Source organism: Tardiphaga sp. OK246 (assembly GCF_900188215.1).
GTDB lineage: Bacteria > Pseudomonadota > Alphaproteobacteria > Rhizobiales > Xanthobacteraceae > Tardiphaga > Tardiphaga robiniae.
Genome location: NZ_FZOX01000002.1, coordinates 264966 through 280995, shown reverse-complemented (window position 1 = coordinate 280995; position 16030 = coordinate 264966). Strand labels below are relative to the sequence as shown.

General features: G+C 63.0%; 17 protein-coding genes. 7 read left to right on the top strand and 10 right to left on the bottom strand.

Going from position 1 to position 16030, the window contains the following annotated elements; all coding sequences use genetic code 11:
* The 7 genes from gmk to fabD all read right to left on the bottom strand — a co-directional run bounded on the left by gmk (nt 1) and on the right by fabD (nt 6729).
* Nucleotides 1–675, bottom strand: a complete 675-nt coding sequence (gmk, locus tag CHC01_RS08725; RefSeq protein WP_089263940.1) for a guanylate kinase — start codon at nt 673–675, stop codon at nt 1–3.
* Nucleotides 676–677: 2 nt separating this feature from the next.
* Nucleotides 678–1565, bottom strand: coding sequence for a YicC/YloC family endoribonuclease (locus CHC01_RS08720; RefSeq protein WP_089263939.1), 888 nt, complete (start codon nt 1563–1565; stop codon nt 678–680).
* A gap of 120 nt (nt 1566–1685) precedes the next feature.
* Complete coding sequence (mltG, locus tag CHC01_RS08715) at nt 1686–2969, bottom strand: endolytic transglycosylase MltG (protein WP_089263938.1); 1284 nt, start codon at nt 2967–2969, stop codon at nt 1686–1688.
* Nucleotides 2970–3083: 114 nt separating this feature from the next.
* On the bottom strand, nt 3084–4349 hold the full coding sequence (gene fabF / locus CHC01_RS08710; protein ID WP_089263937.1) for a beta-ketoacyl-ACP synthase II: 1266 nt from the start codon (nt 4347–4349) through the stop codon (nt 3084–3086).
* A gap of 124 nt (nt 4350–4473) precedes the next feature.
* Entirely contained in the window at nt 4474–4713 is a 240-nt protein-coding gene (locus CHC01_RS08705; RefSeq protein ID WP_006020277.1) for an acyl carrier protein, read from the bottom strand.
* Between the two features lie 297 nt (nt 4714–5010).
* Nucleotides 5011–5748 carry a 3-oxoacyl-[acyl-carrier-protein] reductase gene (fabG, locus tag CHC01_RS08700; protein ID WP_089263936.1) on the bottom strand — a complete coding sequence of 246 codons (738 nt, stop codon included), beginning with the start codon at nt 5746–5748 and terminating at the stop codon, nt 5011–5013.
* A 21-nt stretch (nt 5749–5769) separates the two neighbouring features.
* A complete protein-coding gene (gene fabD / locus CHC01_RS08695) occupies nt 5770–6729 on the bottom strand; it encodes an ACP S-malonyltransferase (protein WP_089263935.1) in 960 nt (319 codons plus the stop codon).
* A 369-nt stretch (nt 6730–7098) separates the two neighbouring features.
* On the opposite strand from fabD, the gene rpsF reads away from it, so the two are divergent.
* The 4 genes from rpsF to rplI all read left to right on the top strand — a co-directional run bounded on the left by rpsF (nt 7099) and on the right by rplI (nt 9544).
* Nucleotides 7099–7572: a 30S ribosomal protein S6 gene (gene rpsF / locus CHC01_RS08690; protein WP_068731054.1), complete on the top strand. Its 474-nt coding sequence runs from the start codon at nt 7099–7101 to the stop codon at nt 7570–7572.
* 5 nt (nt 7573–7577) lie between these two features.
* Nucleotides 7578–7817 carry a 30S ribosomal protein S18 gene (gene rpsR / locus CHC01_RS08685; RefSeq protein WP_002711478.1) on the top strand — a complete coding sequence of 80 codons (240 nt, stop codon included), beginning with the start codon at nt 7578–7580 and terminating at the stop codon, nt 7815–7817.
* A 124-nt stretch (nt 7818–7941) separates the two neighbouring features.
* Nucleotides 7942–8910, top strand: coding sequence for a hypothetical protein (locus tag CHC01_RS08680; protein WP_089263934.1), 969 nt, complete (start codon nt 7942–7944; stop codon nt 8908–8910).
* 49 nt (nt 8911–8959) lie between these two features.
* Nucleotides 8960–9544, top strand: coding sequence for a 50S ribosomal protein L9 (rplI, locus tag CHC01_RS08675; protein ID WP_089263933.1), 585 nt, complete (start codon nt 8960–8962; stop codon nt 9542–9544).
* 92 nt (nt 9545–9636) lie between these two features.
* Here rplI and CHC01_RS08670 read toward each other — a convergent pair whose 3' ends face one another.
* Nucleotides 9637–10755 (bottom strand): hypothetical protein, encoded by a 1119-nt coding sequence (locus CHC01_RS08670; protein WP_089263932.1) that lies wholly within the window; start codon nt 10753–10755, stop codon nt 9637–9639.
* Between the two features lie 256 nt (nt 10756–11011).
* Here CHC01_RS08670 and CHC01_RS08665 point away from each other — a divergent pair, with 256 nt between their 5' ends.
* Nucleotides 11012–12262, top strand: a complete 1251-nt coding sequence (locus CHC01_RS08665) for a cyclopropane fatty acid synthase (protein ID WP_089263931.1) — start codon at nt 11012–11014, stop codon at nt 12260–12262.
* A gap of 6 nt (nt 12263–12268) precedes the next feature.
* Here CHC01_RS08665 and CHC01_RS08660 read toward each other — a convergent pair whose 3' ends face one another.
* Nucleotides 12269–12499, bottom strand: coding sequence for a hypothetical protein (locus CHC01_RS08660; RefSeq protein WP_089263930.1), 231 nt, complete (start codon nt 12497–12499; stop codon nt 12269–12271).
* A 357-nt stretch (nt 12500–12856) separates the two neighbouring features.
* On the opposite strand from CHC01_RS08660, the gene CHC01_RS08655 reads away from it, so the two are divergent.
* Both CHC01_RS08655 and alr read left to right on the top strand, forming a co-directional pair.
* Nucleotides 12857–14356: a replicative DNA helicase gene (locus CHC01_RS08655; RefSeq protein ID WP_068731048.1), complete on the top strand. Its 1500-nt coding sequence runs from the start codon at nt 12857–12859 to the stop codon at nt 14354–14356.
* A gap of 98 nt (nt 14357–14454) precedes the next feature.
* Nucleotides 14455–15645: an alanine racemase gene (gene alr, locus CHC01_RS08650; RefSeq protein ID WP_089263929.1), complete on the top strand. Its 1191-nt coding sequence runs from the start codon at nt 14455–14457 to the stop codon at nt 15643–15645.
* On the opposite strand, the gene CHC01_RS08645 is transcribed toward alr, so the two are convergent.
* Entirely contained in the window at nt 15642–16028 is a 387-nt protein-coding gene (locus tag CHC01_RS08645; protein ID WP_089263928.1) for a tautomerase family protein, read from the bottom strand. The genes alr and CHC01_RS08645 overlap by 4 nt on opposite strands.
* Nucleotides 16029–16030: the final 2 nt, after the last annotated feature.

Genomic DNA, 16030 nt, shown 5'->3' with positions numbered 1-16030 from the left:
TTAGCCTTCGAGTTCTTGCTGCAATCCGCGCACGAAAGATGTCAGGCCGGTGCGGCGTTCGCGCTTCAGGCGCTCGGCCTTGAGAATCGACTGCACCTCGCTATAGGCCTCTTCCACATTGTGGTTGATGACAATGTAGTCGTATTCGGCCCAGTGGCTCATCTCGTGGCTGGCGCGGCTCATGCGCCCGCGGATCACTTCGTCCGAATCCTGCGCGCGGGTATGAAGTCGTTTTTCGAGATCGGCCGCCGAGGGCGGCAGGATGAAGACGCTGACGACGTCGGCCCGCGCCTTCTCGCGCAATTGCTGCGTACCCTGCCAGTCGATATCGAACAGCACGTCATTGCCGGCTGAGAGCGCGGCTTCCACTGGCGCACGCGGCGTGCCGTAGCGGTTATCGAACACCGTGGCCCATTCGAGCAGTTCATTGCCCTTGGCCATCTTCTCGAAGCGCGGCTTGTCGACGAAGATGTAGTCCTTGCCGTCAACCTCGCCGGGCCGCATCGGGCGCGTCGTGGCCGAGACCGACAGTTGCAGCCCCGGCATCCGGTCGATCAGCAGCCGCGTCAGCGTCGTCTTGCCGGCACCGGATGGCGATGACAGCACGAACATCAGCCCGCGCCGCTCGACTCCGTCAAAGCCAGCTTCTTGAAAATTTCGGCTGCCCCCGGACATGGTCACTCCAGATTCTGTACCTGTTCACGGAATTGCTCGACCACGTTCTTCATTTCGAGGCCGGTGCTGGTCAATTCCAGATCGTTGGATTTCGAGCAGCAGGTGTTAACCTCGCGGTTGAACTCCTGCGACAGGAAATCCAGCCGCCGTCCCACCGGACCGCCTTTCTTGATCATCTCGCGCGACTGCGAAATGTGCGACGCGATGCGGTCGAGCTCTTCGCGGATGTCGGCCTTGGTTGCCATCATCAGCGCTTCCTGGCTTAGCCGATCACTATCGAAACGATCCGAGGCTTCCAGCAACGTCGCGATCTGTTCGGCAAGTCGTGCACGAATGGCTTCCGGCTTGCGGCCGGGCGCGGCCTCGGCCTTCTTCGACAGCGCCTCGATTTCATTCAGACGCTGGGACAGGATGTCACCAAGCGTCATGCCCTCACGCTTGCGCATGGCGACCAGCGCGGTGAGGGCCTCTTCGAATGCTGCGGCCACGGCAGCCTTCGCCGCCTTGTCCTCGGCCTCGTCAGCCTCGGGCTCGACCACTTCGATCACGCCCTTGATATTCATCAGGCCATCGACGCTCGGCGCGACGGCGTCGATCTTGCTGGCCAATTCGGCGGCAATACGCAGCACCGAATTCAGCACCTCTTCGTTGATCCGCACGGTCGAGGCCGCGTTGCTGCGCTTAACGGTGAGGTTCGCGTAAACCGTGCCGCGTGACAGCACTTCAGTGGCGCGCTTGCGGGCGACCGCCTCGACTTCGTCGAAACCCGGGGGCATCCGGAAGCGCAGGTCGAAGCCCTTGGCGTTGACGGATTTCAGCTCCCACTCGAAGCTGTAAGGCCCGCTGGTGCCGTGGCTTCGCGCAAAGCCGGTCATGCTCGACAACGCCATCGCGGAACGTCTCCAAAGAATACGAGTAAGATTCGCAAGGCGCGAACCGGCTCAGGTTAGGGCCTTTTCAGGCCAAGGGGAATTCGAAGCAGAAGCCAGCACAGGGCTTGGTGGTACGGCCTATTGCTGGACAACCGGCGGTGTACCCGTCGACTGCGCAGCGCCCTGACGGGCCGGCGCGGCTGGCGCAGGAGCCGTACGGGCACGCTGTTTGGCCGGTGCGGCGGGCCTGACCGGACTTGTACCCGTCGCGGCGGCAGGATCCGTCGCCGCTCCGGTAGGCGCAGCAGTAGCCTCTTCCGGCGGCTCGACAGCGTCGTTTTGGACGGCCTTCTCGAGCGCGCGCAGCTTGCTGACGTTCTTCTGGTGCGCGTCGTAGGTTTCGGTAAAGGCGTGACCGCCGGTGCCATCGGCAACGAAGAAGAGGTCGCGGGTGCGTGCCGGGTTGGCGGTCGCTTCGAGCGACGCACGGCCCGGATTGGCGATCGGGCCTGGCGGTAGGCCTTCGACCACATAGGTATTGTAGGGCGACGGCTGCTGGATCTCGCTGCGCTTGATCGGACGGCCCAATGTGCCCTTGCCGCCGACGATGCCATAGATGATCGTCGGATCCGACTGCAGCTTCATCTTCTGGCGCAAGCGGTTGGCGAACACGGCGGCCACCCGGCTGCGCTCATCGGCGCGGCCGGTTTCCTTCTCGACGATCGAGGCGAGCGTCACCAGCTGTTCAGGCGTCTTCGCCGGAATGTCGGCGTTACGGCGTTCCCAGACTTCGGCCAGCACGCGCTTCTGCAATTGCTGCATGCGCTGGATCACCTGGTCGCGCGGCGTGCCACGGGGGAATTTGTATGTCTCGGGCAACAACGTGCCTTCGCGTGGCATTTCACGGATCGAGCCGGTGAAGATGTCGCTATCGGTCAAACGCGCGACGATCTGCTCGGAGGTCAAGCCTTCGGGAATCGTGATGGAGTGTTGCACGACCTTGCCTTCGACGATGGTGCCGATGACATCGCGCAGATTGGCGTTCTTCTGGAACAGATATTCGCCGGGCTTCAGTTCCGAGCTGGCCTTCAACGCAAACACGGCGCCGATGAAAACCCAGCGATTGGCTGAGATCACGCCTTCGCGCAGCAACGCTTCGGCGATGTCGCCTTTGCCCGCACGCGCGGGGATATTGACGACCTTTTCTTCCTGCAGCGGTCCCGGCGCTTCCAGCGCCTGGCGACCATAGACATACGCGCCACCTGCACCGAGCATGGCGACGATAATGATGGTGATGATGGCATTACCGGCAACCACGAGCGGATTACGCGCATGATCGGAACGCTTCGGCGGCGGCGGAACCTGCTCCGGCTCCAGCGCGGCACGCGGACTCCTCGGCGAAATGGGCGGCCTCTCACTCATCGATAGTACCTGATCCTGTCGCTTCAATCGTGACGGGGACAAACACGATCCCCGTCAATAACATACGCCCAGTGTAGGAATTAGCGCGGAATACGGCGAAACGGTGGAGGTTCTCTAACCAGCCACGCGCTGTAGGATCACGGACGCATTAGTACCGCCGAAACCGAATGAATTCGACAAGGCAATGTTGATCTCGCGCTTGCGCGGGGTCAATGCGACGAGATCGATCGCAGTTTCCACCGACGGATTGTCGAGATTGATCGTCGGCGGCGCGATGTTATCCCGAATCGCAAGCACACAGAAGATGGCCTCGACCGCACCGGCCGCACCGAGCAGATGGCCGATCGACGACTTCGTCGACGACATCGACACTTTCGACGCGGCATTGCCGAGCAGCCGCTGAACTGCACCGAGTTCGATCTCGTCGCCGAGTGGCGTCGAGGTGCCGTGCGCATTGATGTAGTCGATGTCGGCCGCGGCAATGCCGGCGCGCTTCATCGCAGCGTTCATGCTGCGGAACGCACCATCGCCATCGGGCGTCGGCGAGGTGATGTGGTAGGCATCGCCCGACATGCCGTAGCCGATGATCTCGGCATAGATGCGTGCGCCGCGCGCTTTGGCGTGCTCGTACTCTTCGAGCACCACGACGCCGGCCCCCTCGCCCATGACGAAACCATCGCGGTCCTTGTCGTAGGGCCGCGACGCTTTCTCCGGCGCTTCGTTGAAATTGGTCGACAGCGCGCGTGCTGCCGCGAAGCCGGCCATCGCCAAACGGCTGATTGGCGACTCGGTACCGCCGGCGACCATGACATCGGCGTCGCCGAGCGCGATCAGACGGCCGGCATCGCCGATCGCGTGCGCGCCGGTCGAACATGCGGTGACGACGGAGTGATTGGGGCCTTTAAGGCCGTGCTCGATCGAGACATATCCCGAAGCGAGATTGATTAGGCGGCCAGGAATGAAGAACGGCGACACTTTGCGCGGGCCGCGCTCTTTCAGAAGCAATGCGGTATCGGCAATGCCGGACAGACCGCCGATGCCGGAGCCGATCATCACGCCGGTGGCGCAGCGATCGTCTTCATTGTCGGGGTGCCAGTTGGCATCGTCGAGCGCCTGCTTGGCGGCGCACATCGCATAGATGATGAAGTCGTCGACCTTGCGCTGGTCTTTCGGCTCCATCCACTGGTCGGGATTGAAGGTACCGCCCGTGCCGTCGCCGCGTGGAATCACACAGGCGATCTGGCTGGTGAGATCGGATACATCGAATGTATCGATCCGCTTTGCGCCGCTCTCACCGTTGAGGATGCGCTTCCAGGTCGGCTCGACGCCGCAGCCAAGTGGCGACACCATGCCAAGGCCTGTGACGACCACCCGCCTCATTGTCGTACCTCCATGGCCCATCCTTGAGCCAATGCCTTTGAGCAATGCCTACGCGTCACAGCAAGAAGCCGGTGGATCGCACAAACGCGATCCGGCCGGCTTCAAAATGTGTCGCGCGAAGGTGTCAGCTCTTTGCGTTCTTCTCGAGAAACTTGGTTGCGTCGCCGACGGTCAGAATCGTCTCGGCGGCATCGTCCGGAATTTCGCAGCCGAACTCTTCTTCGAACGCCATCACGAGCTCGACCGTGTCGAGGCTGTCAGCGCCGAGATCATCGATGAAGCTCGCGGCATCGACCACCTTCTCGGGTTCAACACCAAGGTGTTCAACCACGATCTTCTTCACTCGCTCGCCAATCTCGCTCATATCAACCTCGTGCTTGTTACATTGGGCCCGTCCGCAGACGATACGAGCCATCGTGGAGCGTTTAACTCGTTAAACCTTGCGCAGTTGCGCGTCTCTGGATTGACCCCGTCGTCCCGGACGGAGCCTCGCGAAAACGGCAGGCTCGTCCCCGCCAATATACAGGGTTTCAAATTCCTGCAATGGCCTTCTTTGCCCCACCGTTGGAGGTTCGGTTACCATACTTCATTTGGCTTGGCCACATAGCCCGGCGACTGTCCAAACCTCAATTAAATCACGACGTTGGGGTTCCCCCGACGCTTAGATCATCGCCATGCCGCCATTGACATGAATCGTCTGTCCGGTGACGTAAGCCGCCTCATTTGAGCTCAGATAGACCGCAGCTGCCGCAATATCTTCCGGCGAGCCAAGACGCCCTGCCGGCACCTTGGTCAGAATCGTTTCGCGCTGCTTGTCATTGAGCACATCGGTCATCGGCGTTGCGATGAAACCGGGTGCAATGCAATTGGCCGTCACGTTGCGCTTGGCGTATTCCGCCCCCAGCGTTTTCATCATGCCGATCAGGCCGGCTTTCGCTGCGGTGTAATTCCCCTGCCCGGGATTTCCAGTGACGCCGACCACCGAAGTGATGGCGATGATGCGGCCGAAGCGCTTGCGCATCATCAGCTTGGTTGCGGCGCGTGCGAGGCGGAAGGTCGCGGTCAGATTGACGTTGATTACGTCATCCCAGTCTTCGTCCTTCAACTGGACGAACAGATTATCGCGGGTGATCCCGGCATTGCTAACGAGGATGTCGAGCTGGCCCATGGCTTTCTCGGCTGACGGCACCAACTCTTCGACCTCAGCGGCGTTGGAAAGATTGCACGGCAGCACATGCGTGCGATCGCCGAGCTTCGCAGCCAGCGTTTCGAGAACCGCCTTGCGCGTTCCGGATAGCGCCACCGTCGCGCCCTGAGCATGCAGAGCTGTGGCGATGGCTTCGCCGATGCCACCAGTCGCGCCGGTCACGAGCGCCGTCTTGCCTGTCAAATCGAACATCTTGTCTTCTCCTCTGGCCGCTTACGCCGAACGCGCTGCTGCGAGCGCATCCTTGGCGGCGGCAATGTCATTGGGTCCGCCGACGGCGACGCCGACGGCGCCTTCGGCAATGCGTTTGACAAGTCCGCTCAGCACCTTGCCGGAGCCGACCTCTAGGAAACGCGTCACGCCCTGGCCTGCCATATAGGATACGCATTCGCGCCAGCGCACGGTGCCGGTGACCTGCTCGACCAGGCGGCGGCGGATTTCATCGGGATCCGAGATTGGCGCGGCCAGCACGTTGGACACCAGTGGCACCGCAGGCTTGTTGATCGTGACCTTGGCCAGCGCCTCCGCCATCACGTCGGCGGCGGGCTGCATCAGGCTGCAATGGAACGGCGCCGACACCGGCAGCAACATCGCACGCTTGGCGCCCTTGGTCTTGGCGATCTCCAGCGCGCGTTCGACCGCAGCCTTGTTGCCGGACACCACCACCTGACCGCCGCCATTGTCGTTGGCGGCGTGGCACACTTCGCCCTGTGCAGCTTCTTCAGCAACGGCCACGGCGGTCTCGTAATCGAGGCCGAGCAACGCCGCCATAGCGCCGACACCCACCGGCACGGCCTTCTGCATGGCCAGACCGCGGGTTCGCAGCAGGCGGGCCGCATCCGTGACCGAGAGACTTCCCGCCGCTGCCAGCGCCGAATATTCGCCGAGCGAATGACCGGCCACGAACGCGGCGTCTTTGGCCAGCGAGATGCCCGCCTCGACCTCAAGCACCCGCATGGTCGCCAGCGACACCGCCATCAGCGCCGGCTGGGCGTTTTCGGTCAATTGCAGCGTCTCGGCCGGGCCATCCCAGATGATTCCCGTGAGCTTCTCGTTGAGGGCCGAATCGACCTCGTCGAATACGGCCTTAGCGGCGGGAAATGCATCCGCGAGCGCCTTGCCCATGCCGACCGCCTGGGAACCCTGCCCCGGAAAGGTAAATGCTGCGGTCATTGACGCCCCGTCATGTTTTTTGGCTTAAACTCGTTCAAACGTGCGCCGTAAGACACTGGCACGACGGGGAATGTCAAGCCGCAGCGCCCAGGATGCACCACGATCCGGGTTCCCGCCCGCTCCCGGAATCCGCTCATTTGGCCCCTGTTTCGCTTGCCATTACTGGGAAAATCCGTATAAGGCCCCGATCCGCAGATCCCGGCCGGGAGCTGAACGGACGGTCACAGCAAAATCACACACAGGTTTGTTGCGATAGGGCCAGTTGGTCCGTCGTCCCGTGCTCCCGCCTTCTGAGCAATATCGAGTCCTTTCCATAAGGGTTCGAAGGGCTTGCCGCCGGGAAACGCGCTAACCTTGGAAAGGACAGCCATGCCTCTTTATGAGCATGTATTTCTCGCACGTCAGGATGCGAGCGCACAGCAGGTCGAAGACCTCACCACCCAGATGACCGGCATCGTCGAAGGTCTCGGCGGCAAGGTCGTGAAGATGGAAAACTGGGGCGTGCGCTCCCTGACCTATCGCATGAACAAGAATCGCAAGGCGCACTTCGTGCTGATGAACCTCGATGCCCCGTCCGCGGCGGTCACCGAGATTGAGCGCCAGGAGCGTATCAGCGAAGACGTCATCCGTTATCTGACCGTCCGCGTCGAAGAGCACGAGGAAGGCCCGAGCGCCATGATGCGCAAGGCTGATCGTGATCGTGAACGCGACGACCGTGGCGGTGGCTTCCGTGGCGACCGCGAAGGCGGCGGTTTCCGTGGCGACCGTGAAGGCGGTGGCTTCCGTGGTGATCGTGGTCCGCGTCGTCCGCGTGACGACGAAGCAGCATCGGTTGAGGAGTAAGAATAATGGCTGAAGCTGGTGCACGTCGTCCGTTTTTCCGCCGTCGCAAGACCTGCCCGTTCACGGGTCCGAACGCGCCGAAGATCGACTACAAGGATTCCAAGCTGCTGATGCGTTACGTCTCCGAGCGCGGCAAGATCGTGCCGAGCCGCATCACGGCCGTCTCCGCCAAGAAGCAGCGTGAACTCGCCCGCGCCATCAAGCGCTCGCGTTTCCTCGGTCTGCTCCCCTACGTTATTCGCTAAGGCGGTTTTCGACCGGCGGCCTCGTGCCGCCGGTCGCTTCTATTTCTCATAAGGCTTCCGGGTCGTCCGGTCGCCGATGGTTGGGGCAAGTGCCTCTAACCGCTCAAAGGGGGCGGGACAGCTGATGATCGCAAGTCTTCTCATCGCGTTTGCCGCCGGCGCTGCCTCAGCGCTGATGTTCGCCTCGATCATTTCGGGCGCGTTGATTTCCCTTTTGCTGTTCTATCTCGCGCCGCTGCCCTTGATGGTGGCCGCTCTCGGCTGGGGTCCGGTGACTGCTGCCATCGGCGGCATCGCAGCCGGCACCTCGCTCGGCCTGCTGTTCGGCATGCCCTATCTCGCCGCCTTCGTCTTCACCGTGGCACTGCCCGCATGGTGGCTCGGCCATCTCGCATTGCTCGGCCGTCCAGTGACTGCAGAAGTGCCGGGCGTGAATGGCGCAGCCGCGACACCGCCCGTGGTCGAATGGTATCCGGTCGGCCGTATGCTGCTGTGGACAGCGGGTTTCGCCGCATTCACGACCATGGGCGCGCTGCTGACCCTCGGCACCGATGGCGACACTATCGTCTCGGCGCTGCGCCGCGCTCTGACCCGCATCCTGGGATCGCGCGGCGGCGCTGGCGACTCCGAGCAGGTCATCAATGCGCTGGTGACGATCGCTCCGGCTGCCGCCGCCATCGTCGCGATCATGACGCTGACGCTCAATCTCTGGCTCGCCGGCCGCATCATCGTGACATCGGGCCGGCTGAATCGGCCGTGGCCTGAGCTGAAATCCGCAGCACTGCCGCCGATGACGATGGTCGCGCTGTGTCTGGCCATCGCGCTGTCCTTCATGGGCGGCATCGTCGGCATCTTTTCGCAGATCGTCACCTCGGCGCTGATGATGGCCTATGCCCTCACCGGCTTCGCCGCGCTGCATACGCTGACCATGGGCATGAAAAGCCGCGTGATGGTGCTCGGTCTGACCTACGCCATGGTGCTCGTCCTCGGCTGGCCCATCCTCACCATGGTTGGCCTCGGCCTCGCCGATGCCTTCTTCGGATTTCGCCAACGTTTTCTCGCACGCAAGCCACCTTCTTCGACGGTGGCCTGACCAACTCACCTCAACTCAACACCTGCTCAACACTTAAAGGAGAACGATTATGGAAGTCATTTTGCTCGAACGCGTCGCCAAGCTCGGCCAGATGGGCGAAGTCGTCCGCGTCAAGGACGGCTACGGCCGCAACTTTCTGCTGAAGCGTGGCAAGGCGCTGCGCGCCACCGCAGACAACCGCGCCAAGTACGACGGCATGAAGGCTGACCTCGAAGCCAACAACATCAAGGCCAAGGCGGAAGCCACCACGGTTGCCGAGAAGATCGACGGCCGCAACGTCGTCATCATCCGTCAGGCGTCGGAAACCGGTCAGCTGTTCGGTTCGGTGTCGGTGCGCGACATCATCGCCACCTTCGAGGCTGACGGCGTCACCTTCGCCCGCAGCCAGGTGCTGCTCGACGCGCCGATCAAGACCATCGGCCAGCACAAGATCTCGATCGCCGTGCATCCGGAAGTCGAAGTCAGCGTCAGCGTCACCGTTGCCCGTTCGGCCGACGAAGCCGAGCGCATCAACCGCGGCGAAGACATCTCGAGCCGTCAGGAAGATCAGGACGCAGCCGCCGAAGCACTGGCCGCCGCTGGCGAGTTCTTCGATCCGGACGCACAGGGCAACGCCGAAGAAGACAACGGCTAAGCCACGCGCCTCAGAGCTTCTGCTCAAACGAGAAAAGCCCGGCCAGATTGGCCGGGCTTTTTTGTATCGTCACTCAAACGACGGCTGATCTACTACTGCGAGATCGGCGGCACCGGCGGACCTGACGAGGCCGGAGGCGCCGGTGGTGGCGGCGCGGCCGGTGCGGGCGAAGGCGCAGCTGGAGCCACAGGAGTCGGCGCGGGCACTGGCGGAGTTGCGGGAGGCACGACCGCTGGCGGCGGAGCTGCGGCTGGCGGAGGCGTTGGAGCCACAGGTGCCGGGGCCGGCGTTGCTGCGGGCGGAGACGCAGGGGCTGCCGGCGCAGGAGGCGCCGGCTCGGCTGGCGCCGGACGGCTTTCCCCTTCAGGCGCCTTCGGTGCCGGCGTGACCGACGGAACGGGATCTGGACGAAGTGCCGGCGTCTCAGGCTTGGCTTCGGGCTTCGCCTCAGGCTTGCTCTCTTCAGCGGGCTTCGCAGGCTCGGTCTTGGCCGGCTCCGGCCGCGGCTCAGCCTTCGGCTCAGCCTTCGGCTCAGACTTGGGTTCGACCTTGGGCTCGTCCTTTACAGGTTCGGCCTTCGGCGGCTCTTCCTGATGACGGCGTCCCTTCTTGCCAAGCTTTTGCTTCTGCGCGGGACGCTCTGCTTCGGCGGCAGCCGGCGACTGTGCGTCTACGGGCTTGGCCGCATCGGGCTTCGCTTCGGGATTGTCTGTCGCCGGGCGCGCCTGTCGCCGGGCATTGCGGCCCTGGCGCGTGCCGGGCTCGGCCTGAGCTGGTGCAACATCGGCATCGGGCTTGGCGGCCTCCTGCGGACGTAGCCGGCGTCCCGGCGGCGGAGCCTCGGGCGGCGGCGCAGCACCGGGCCTGGCATCGGCCGGGGCCGGCTTCTGCTCGGTCGTGAGTTCACGGCCCTGACGCGTCAGGTTATCCCCGGCAGGACGGCGGTCGGCCGCCCCGTTGGACACGACATAAGCGGCCATCGACGCCGCCATATCTGTACTTGTGGTGTAGTGCTGGCGCAGGAAGGCCGGCAACTGACCGGGTGCCACCGTCTTCAGCAGCCCGCGCGGACTTTTATGGCACACGGCACAGCCGCCCGCGAAAATCTGGGAGGGTGACTTTCCGGCTTCGAGGTTTTGGGCCTGTGCCGGGACTGCCGCGAAGCCAATCAGGAGCATCACCGTCGCTAAACTGAGCGCTCGGCTCAACATTTCAATCTCCTGATGTGGCTAGCTTAATCACGCGGATCACCTTGTATCCGATTGTGACGTGAATGGAAGCATCGACATATCGCAACGATGTGATCGGAACAATCGGGATAGCGGCATTGCAGCGTGCGCATTGGCACAGGCGGTGCACCACTACTATCTTTTACTCAAGAGCTAGGGAGACAGTTGATCTCGTGCACGGCGGGAAGTTACGCTGTTGCTTCAGTTTGCGCGTGATCGGATCATTGGGGTGATTTCGATGGACCGTCTGTTGCGATTCTTCCTGAGTCAGTACATTCGCCGAGGGGCAATAACCTTCACTACGGCCTCCGGCCAACAATTCACCTTCGGTGATGGCTCCGGGCCTCCCGTCTCTGCTCGCTTCGTCACCAAAGCCGCCCAACGCCGACTACTTCTCGATCCCGAACTGGCACTCGGCGAGATATTCATGGACGGGCTCCTCGTTATGGAGCGTGGCACCATTGCCGACCTGCTCGCCATCGCCCTGAACCAGCCTGACATGGCGCCCCGCTGGGCCAAGCTGCAATGGTGGCTCCGCTACGTCCTGCGCCACGCCCAGCAGTTCAATCCCCGCAAGCGCTCCCGCAACAACGTTGCCCATCACTACGATTTGGACGGCCGGCTCTACTCATTGTTTCTGGATGCCGACAAGCAATATAGCTGCGCCTATTTCGAAGGACCGGACGCGACCCTGGACGACGCCCAGCTCGCCAAGAAGCGCCACCTCGCGGCCAAGATGCTCATCGAAAAAGGCCAACGCGTACTCGACATCGGCTCCGGCTGGGGAGGGCTTGGTCTCTATCTGGCAGAGATGACCGGTGCCAATGTCACCGGCGTTACGCTGTCCACCGAACAGCTGCAGGTCGCCAATGCCCGGGCCGGCGAGAAAAACCTCAAAGACCGCGCAAAATTCCTGCTCGAGGACTATCGCGACATCCCCGGTCCATTCCACCGCATCGTCTCCGTCGGCATGTTCGAACATGTCGGCGTCGACCACTACGACACCTACTTCAAGCGATGCGCTGAACTCCTGACAGAGGACGGCGTCATGGTGCTGCACTCCATCGGCCGCCCTGAGGGACCCGGTATCACCAATCCATGGGTCGCCAAGTACATTTTCCCCGGCGGCTACATCCCCGCTTTGTCGGAAGTTCTCCCGGCCATCGAACGGGCCGGGTTACTGGTCTCGGACATCGAAATCCTGCGGCTGCATTATGCCGAGACGCTCAAGGCATGGCGCGAGCGCTTCATGGCACGACGCGAGGAAGCCGTGCGGCTCTATGACGAGCGCTTTGCGCGGATGTGGGAGTTCTATCTGGCGGCGTCCGAAATGTCGTTTCGCATGCAGAACGTGATGAACTTCCAGATCCAGCTCACCAAACGTCAGGACGTGGTGCCGTTCACGCGGGATTATATCGGGCGGGAGGAAGATCGGCTTCGAGCCAGGGAACGGACCCAGCAACCGCGTCTGCAAATTGCCGGCGAATAGGCTGGTTTAGTGCTGGAATAGGAGCGTCGCCTGCCGGCGGCGCAAGACAGGCCGTGGCCGCAAAATGGCGGGGCGCTGGAGGCGCGCTTTGGCGGCGGAGAGCGCTTTCGTATCGCATGGGACATTTTCAAGCTGCGCGGTGCGCTCGAACGTGTCGATCAGTGTGGACAACCACGCAGAACCGTCGGTTCCGGCAGCCTGAGTTCCGGCATTGGGATGCTGGTGACGCTGGCTCATGGATCTATCCTTCGCCTCTTATTCGTTTTGAAGCCAACGCCCGGCTCCCCGTGGGGTTCCGGCACTGCCGTGCCTGCCAGCGGCTGGCTCTCTTATAAGTGCGAGAGATCGCCATCCGGTTCAGGCGCGGGGCGCAATTTTTCCGGGTTCCTTAAGCAATGATTCAGACCCCTCCCCTTGCTGCGGTGGAAGCGTCAAGCGCAATGCGCGCCACCGGCCGGAATTCCCCCGCCTTGATGTGTGAATCGTGCATAAGGCCGCTTCGTCCTTCCACTCGGAGACCGTCAGGCGCTTAGTCGCCGACGCCCGCGTGACCACGCCGTTCATCCGCCCAATTCGGAAGACCCAATAGAGACCATGGCCGCATTCGATTCGAACGTTCTCAAGCTCACCCCCGAGGCGGGCACCCCGGCCTATCGGTCGGCGCCGCACAATATCGAGGCGGAACAGGGCGTGCTGGGCGCGATCCTGGTCAATAACGACGCCTTCTACCGGGTCTCGGACTTCCTCAAGGCCGAGCATTTCTTCGAGCCGATCCACCAGACCATCTTCGAAACGGCCGCTGCCATCGTGCGCGCCGGCAAGATCGCCACACCCGTGACGCTGAAGACCTTCCTGCCGACCGACACGGATCTCGGCGGCATGACCGTGGGCCAATATCTCGCCCGCCTCGCCGCCGAAGCCACCACCATCATCAATGCGCAGGATTACGGCCGCACGATCTACGAACTGGCAATCCGCCGCCAGCTGATCAATGTCGGCGAGGACATGGTCAACGTCGCTTATGACGCGCCGGTGGACTTCGCTCCCCGCGCCCAGATCGAGGATGCCGAGCGCCGGCTCTATGAGCTGGCCGAAGCCGGCCGCTATGACGGCGGCTTCCAGCGCTTCTCCCAGGCAATGACCACCGCGCTGGACATGGCGGCCAACGCCTATCAGCGCGACGGCAAACTGTCGGGCATCTCCAGCGGGTTGCGCGACCTCGACGCCCGCATGGGCGGCTTGCAGCGCTCCGACTTGATCGTGCTCGCCGGACGCCCCGGCATGGGCAAGACCTCGCTGGCCACCAACATCGCCTACAACATCGCCGCCGCCTATCAGTCCGAAGTGCAGCCCGACGGCAGCATGAAAACCATCAATGGCGGCGTCGTCGGCTTCTTCTCCTGCGAAATGTCGGCCGAACAGCTCGCCACGCGTATTCTCGCCGAGCAGACCGAGATTTCCTCCAGCGCGATCCGCCGCGGCGGCATCACCCAAGCCGAATTCGACAAGATCCGCGACTACACCATCAAGCTGCAGAACCTGCCGCTTTACGTCGACGAAACCGGCGGCCTGTCGATCTCGCAGCTCACCGCCCGCGCCCGCCGCCTGAAGCGGCAAAAGGGCCTCGACGTCATCATGGTGGACTACATCCAGCTGCTGCAGGGCTCCGGCAAGCGCTCCGACAACCGCGTGCAGGAAGTCACCGAGATCACCACCAGCCTCAAGGCGCTGGCGAAGGAACTGAACTGCCCGGTAGTGGCGCTGTCGCAGCTCTCGCGTCAGGTCGAAAATCGTGAAGACAAGCATCCGCAGCTGTCCGACTTGCGTGAATCCGGATCGATCGAGCAGGACGCCGACGTGGTGGTCTTCGTGTATCGCGAGGAATACTATCTGCAGGCCAAGGAGCCGCGACTCGGCACGCCCGAACACGAGAAATGGCAGCTCGAGATGGATCTTGCGCACGGCAAGGCCGAAGTCATCATCGCCAAGCAGCGTCACGGCCCCACAGGCACCGTCGACCTGCAGTTCGAAGGCCAGTTCACCCGCTTCAGCGATCTCGCCGGTGGCGCCCAGTTCCGCGCCCCGCAGGAGTGACGCGGGTGCGGTTGAACCGTCTCTGACGCGCGCATATTGTGCGGCGCAGAATTCGATCGTGTGATCCCATCACACGATCCCTGTGCCAGGACATTTCGATGAACAGCGTCTCCGCCCCCAAACCAACAACTCCCGCGGATATGGAGTTGCCCGCAGACGCCAGCGGCATGCTGACCATCGACCTCGACGCCATTGTCGCCAATTGGCGCAAGCTCGAAAAACACGGCGTGCCCGCCGAATGCGGCGCAGCGGTGAAAGCAGACGCCTATGGCTGCGGCATCACCCCCGTGGTGCGCGCGCTGGCGAAGGCGGGCTGCAAGACCTTTTTTGTCGCGACCTTCGACGAAGCTCGCGCCGCCCGCGCGGCCGCACCCGAAGCCGCGATCTATCTCCTGAACGGTTTTCCGCCGAATTCCGGCGATGCGCTGGCCGCCATCAATGTGCAGCCGGTGATCGGCGATCTCAACGAACTCGCCGAATGGGACATGTTCTGCCGCCGCACCGGCTGGAAGGGCGGCGCGGCGGTGCATATCGACACCGGTATGAACCGGCTGGGCCTCGGCCTGGTTGACGTCCAGGGCCTGATCCCGCGCCTCGGCTCGGGCGATCACGGCTTCACGCTGGTGATGAGCCACCTCGCCTGTGCTGAACAACTACACAATCCGATGAACGCCCGGCAATATTCCAGTTTCCGCGAGGCGTCCTCGCTGTTCTCCGGCGTGCCGGCATCCCTCGCGAATTCGTCGGGCATCTATCTCGGCGCGGCCTATCAGTTCGATCTGATGCGTCCGGGTGCCGCGCTCTACGGCGTTAATCCGACGCCGGAAGCCGACAATCCGATGGCGCCTGTGGTCGATCTCAAAGTGCGCATCCTGCAGACCCGCAGTGTCGAGCGCGGCGACAGCGTCGGCTACGGCGCCACCTGGGTGGCGCGGCGTCCGACCAGACTTGCAATCATCGCGGCCGGCTATGCCGATGGTTACTTCCGCGCTGCCGGCAGCAGCGATGGTACCCGCGGCGCCGAAGTCATCATCGCCGGCCAGCGCTGCCAGATCGCCGGCCGCATCTCCATGGATCTGCTCGCGGTGGATATCACCGACCTGCCCCATAACGCCGCCCGCCGCGGCCATCTGGCAACGCTGATCGGCGACGGCATCACTGTCGACGAACTCGCGCATCACTACGGTACCATCGCCTATGAGGTGCTGACCAGCCTCGGCCGACGCTACATGCGGGTCTACAAGGGCGGCGACGGCACCGCCGCCGCGGAGCCCGCTGCTGCGTCCTAGACGTCGACCTTGAAACTGAGTTCGATCTCGGAGGCCGGCAAGCCGCCGCGTACGCCCCAGTTCTCCAAAGGCTGCTCGTTCAGCACGATCTTGATCTCGAGTTCCGGCACGCCGAGCGCCGCAAGGTTCTGCACGATCGTCTGGTAAAGGCTGCGCTTGGCCTCGATGGAGCGGCCGGCAAACATCGTGATCTCGACCCGCGTGAAACGCTGCGAGCGCCCGATCGGCACGATGCGCTGCGTCTCGCTATAGGTATCCACCGTCACGTCGCGGTCCCAGTCGGGAATTTTGAGCGCCGCCAGCATCGCCGACTGCACGGCCTCGATGACCTCGATCTCGCGGCCCTGCGCCCATTCTCCGGTGACTATTCTTGTGACTGGCATCG

What these genes read in the sequence shown, in the direction of transcription:
- CHC01_RS08720 (WP_089263939.1), bottom strand. Translation starts at nt 1,565, where the DNA reads ATGGCGTTGTCGAGCATGACCGGCTTTGCGCGAAGCCACGGCACCAGC.
- CHC01_RS08645 (WP_089263928.1), bottom strand. Translation starts at nt 16,028, where the DNA reads ATGCCAGTCACAAGAATAGTCACCGGAGAATGGGCGCAGGGCCGCGAG.
- rpsR (WP_002711478.1), top strand. Translation starts at nt 7,578, where the DNA reads ATGGCTGAAGCTGGTGCACGTCGTCCGTTTTTCCGCCGTCGCAAGACC.
- CHC01_RS08655 (WP_068731048.1), top strand. Translation starts at nt 12,857, where the DNA reads ATGGCCGCATTCGATTCGAACGTTCTCAAGCTCACCCCCGAGGCGGGC.
- CHC01_RS08670 (WP_089263932.1), bottom strand. Translation starts at nt 10,755, where the DNA reads ATGTTGAGCCGAGCGCTCAGTTTAGCGACGGTGATGCTCCTGATTGGC.
- alr (WP_089263929.1), top strand. Translation starts at nt 14,455, where the DNA reads ATGAACAGCGTCTCCGCCCCCAAACCAACAACTCCCGCGGATATGGAG.
- fabG (WP_089263936.1), bottom strand. Translation starts at nt 5,748, where the DNA reads ATGTTCGATTTGACAGGCAAGACGGCGCTCGTGACCGGCGCGACTGGT.
- CHC01_RS08705 (WP_006020277.1), bottom strand. Translation starts at nt 4,713, where the DNA reads ATGAGCGAGATTGGCGAGCGAGTGAAGAAGATCGTGGTTGAACACCTT.
- rpsF (WP_068731054.1), top strand. Translation starts at nt 7,099, where the DNA reads ATGCCTCTTTATGAGCATGTATTTCTCGCACGTCAGGATGCGAGCGCA.
- gmk (WP_089263940.1), bottom strand. Translation starts at nt 675, where the DNA reads ATGTCCGGGGGCAGCCGAAATTTTCAAGAAGCTGGCTTTGACGGAGTC.
- fabF (WP_089263937.1), bottom strand. Translation starts at nt 4,349, where the DNA reads ATGAGGCGGGTGGTCGTCACAGGCCTTGGCATGGTGTCGCCACTTGGC.
- fabD (WP_089263935.1), bottom strand. Translation starts at nt 6,729, where the DNA reads ATGACCGCAGCATTTACCTTTCCGGGGCAGGGTTCCCAGGCGGTCGGC.
- CHC01_RS08665 (WP_089263931.1), top strand. Translation starts at nt 11,012, where the DNA reads ATGGACCGTCTGTTGCGATTCTTCCTGAGTCAGTACATTCGCCGAGGG.
- CHC01_RS08660 (WP_089263930.1), bottom strand. Translation starts at nt 12,499, where the DNA reads ATGAGCCAGCGTCACCAGCATCCCAATGCCGGAACTCAGGCTGCCGGA.
- mltG (WP_089263938.1), bottom strand. Translation starts at nt 2,969, where the DNA reads ATGAGTGAGAGGCCGCCCATTTCGCCGAGGAGTCCGCGTGCCGCGCTG.
- rplI (WP_089263933.1), top strand. Translation starts at nt 8,960, where the DNA reads ATGGAAGTCATTTTGCTCGAACGCGTCGCCAAGCTCGGCCAGATGGGC.
- CHC01_RS08680 (WP_089263934.1), top strand. Translation starts at nt 7,942, where the DNA reads ATGATCGCAAGTCTTCTCATCGCGTTTGCCGCCGGCGCTGCCTCAGCG.